The following is a 2,760-nucleotide window of genomic DNA, read 5'->3' on the forward strand; positions in this document are numbered from 1 at the left end:
TCTTCTTTAAGAGAAGAATTCAGAACCCAGGAGCGGAGCCGGAGACGCTCCGCCTCCGGTGAGGAATGATCAGTGAGAAATTATGAGTCGTACTCCTAACTCCTGTACAGACGCGATTAATCGCGTCTCTCCTGTACAGACGCGATTAATCGCGTCTCTAAATTCCACCCTTTCGAGACAGCATAAGCCTAATAATCACTACATGTTTGGTCTAATTGGACATCTAACTAGTTTGGAACACGCTCAATCGGTAGCTCAAGAATTGGGATACCCAGAATATGCCGATCAAGGGCTAGACTTTTGGTGTAGCGCCCCACCGCAAATTGTTGATAGCATTATTGTCACCAGTGTAACTGGGCAACAAATTGAAGGACGGTATGTAGAATCTTGCTTTTTGCCAGAGATGCTAGCTAGTCGTCGCATCAAAGCCGCAACACGCAAAATCCTCAACGCCATGGCCCATGCACAAAAGCACGGCATTAACATTACAGCTTTAGGCGGATTTTCTTCAATTATTTTTGAAAACTTTAAGTTAGAGCAGTTTAACCAAGTCCGCAACATTAAACTAGAGTTTGAACGCTTCACCACAGGAAACACGCATACTGCTTACATTATTTGTAAGCAGGTGGAAGAAGCCTCAAAACAACTAGGAATTGATTTATCAAAAGCAACTGTTGCTATATGTGGAGCAACTGGGGATATTGGTAGTGCAGTTACACGCTGGCTAGATGCGAAAACAGATGTTCAAGAACTTCTGCTGATAGCCCGCGATCAAGAACGTCTCAAAGAGTTGCAAGGCGAACTGGGGCGGGGAAAAATCATGGGTTTGACAGAAGCACTGCCCCTAGCTGATGTTGTAGTTTGGGTTGCTAGTATGCCCAAAGGCGTGGAAATTGAACCCACCACTTTGAAACAACCCTGTTTGTTGATTGATGGTGGTTATCCTAAAAACTTAGCAACAAAAATTCAGCATCCTGGTATACATGTGTTAAATGGTGGAATTGTAGAGCATTCCCTGGATATTGACTGGAAAATTATGAAAATCGTCAATATGGACGTGCCAGCCCGCCAGTTGTTTGCTTGTTTTGCCGAATCAATGCTGCTGGAATTTGAAAAGTTATACACGAACTTTTCATGGGGACGGAATCAGATTACCGTAGACAAAATGGAGCAGATTGGTCGGGTATCAGTAAAACATGGATTTAGACCACTGCTGGTTTAGTCATTAGTCATTAGTCATTTGTCATTAGTCATTGGTCATTTGTTATTTGCAAATGACAAAGGACAAAGGACACAAGACAAACGATAGATAACTTATAACTCGTAACTTATAACCCCTACGATGGCAACTACCGAGCGTAAACCGCTACTGTTAGATTTTGAAAAGCCCCTAGCAGAACTAGCAACCCGAATCGATCAAATTCGGCAACTTGCAGAAGAAAATGGCGTCGATGTTTCTGGTCAAATTCGTCAGCTAGAAGCACGCGCCATGCAACTGCGTGAGGAAATTTTCACTAGTCTATCCCCGTCTCAGCGACTGCAAGTCGCTCGTCATCCGCGTCGCCCCAGTACTCTCGATTACATTCAGGCTATTAGTGATGAATGGATGGAATTGCATGGCGATCGCTGTGGTGGTGACGATCCGGCTTTAGTTGGTGGTGTCGGTCGTCTGTGTGGGCAACCTGTGGTGATGTTGGGTCATCAAAAAGGCCGTGATACCAAAGACAATATTGCCCGTAACTTTGGAATGCCTTACCCTGGCGGCTACCGCAAAGCGATGCGGTTAATGGAACACGCCAACAAGTTTAGTATGCCGATACTAACTTTTATCGACACACCGGGAGCTTGGTCTGGGGTAGAAGCAGAACACCAAGGTCAAGGAGAAGCGATCGCCTACAACTTGCGAGAAATGTTTTGCTTAGATGTACCAATTATTTGCACAGTCATCGGTGAAGGCGGTTCCGGTGGCGCACTCGGTATTGGTGTAGGCGATCGCCTACTCATGTTTGAACACTCAGTTTATACCGTCGCCACTCCCGAAGCCTGCGCCGCCATTCTCTGGAAAGATGCTGGTAAGGCTCCCCAAGCAGCCGTTGCTCTAAAAATTATTTCCCATGACTTGAAAAAGTTGGGAATTATCGACCAAATACTGCCTGAACCCACTGGTGGCGCTCATTCCGATCCTTTAAAAGCCGCTACCATTCTTAAGCAAGTGTTATTGGAAAATTTGAACGAACTCAATCGTTTAACCGCTCCAGAACGCCGTCAACTGCGCTATGAAAAATTCCGCAAAATTGGCGTTTTTACAGAAGTTGCCCACTAACAGCGCTGCATAATGATTGATTAGCAGAGCAAAATGCTATAATTGCCTATGTGCTTAAAGATTTTTAACAATCTAGCCATAGGCATTTGCATGTTTGGTAAATCTACTCAATTTGACTTTTGACTTTTGACTTTTGACTTCCCCGAAGGGGCTGACTGAGTAGCTTTTGTATTATCAAGTAATCTAATTTGAGTGTACGGCGTGGTTTTCCAGGCGATAATTTGTTGTCTTCACTGGTAAAACCCACAATATGCCAATTATTGCACTGAATCATAGCACTTACTTAATGAAACTCATCAGATTTTTAGATTCCTTTAATCTATTCAAACCGAGAAGTGTGAATAATTGGGTAGTAATAGGCTTTGGCAACTGGCAAAAGTCAAAAGTCAAAAGTCAAAAGTCAAAAGTCAAAAGTCAAAGGTCAAAAGTCAAAAGTC

2 protein-coding genes are annotated in these 2,760 nt (G+C 43.8%); both read left to right on the forward strand.

Going from position 1 to position 2,760, the window contains the following annotated elements; all coding sequences use genetic code 11:
• The first annotated feature begins 202 nt into the window (after positions 1 to 202).
• Positions 203 to 1,222: a long-chain acyl-[acyl-carrier-protein] reductase gene (locus tag LC574_RS34495; protein ID WP_229458111.1), complete on the forward strand. Its 1,020-nt coding sequence runs from the start codon at positions 203 to 205 to the stop codon at positions 1,220 to 1,222.
• Positions 1,223 to 1,342: 120 nt separating this feature from the next.
• Positions 1,343 to 2,323 carry an acetyl-CoA carboxylase carboxyltransferase subunit alpha gene (locus tag LC574_RS34500; RefSeq protein ID WP_229458109.1) on the forward strand — a complete coding sequence of 327 codons (981 nt, stop codon included), beginning with the start codon at positions 1,343 to 1,345 and terminating at the stop codon, positions 2,321 to 2,323.
• The last annotated feature ends 437 nt before the right edge of the window (positions 2,324 to 2,760 follow it).

Origin of the sequence: Nostoc sp. CHAB 5715, assembly GCF_020829685.1 — a bacterium.
GTDB lineage: Bacteria > Cyanobacteriota > Cyanobacteriia > Cyanobacteriales > Nostocaceae > Nostoc.

Coding starts and splice junctions, on each gene's coding strand:
- LC574_RS34500 (WP_229458109.1), top strand. CDS start 1,343: ATGGCAACTACCGAGCGTAAACCGCTACTGTTAGATTTTGAAAAGCCC.
- LC574_RS34495 (WP_229458111.1), top strand. CDS start 203: ATGTTTGGTCTAATTGGACATCTAACTAGTTTGGAACACGCTCAATCG.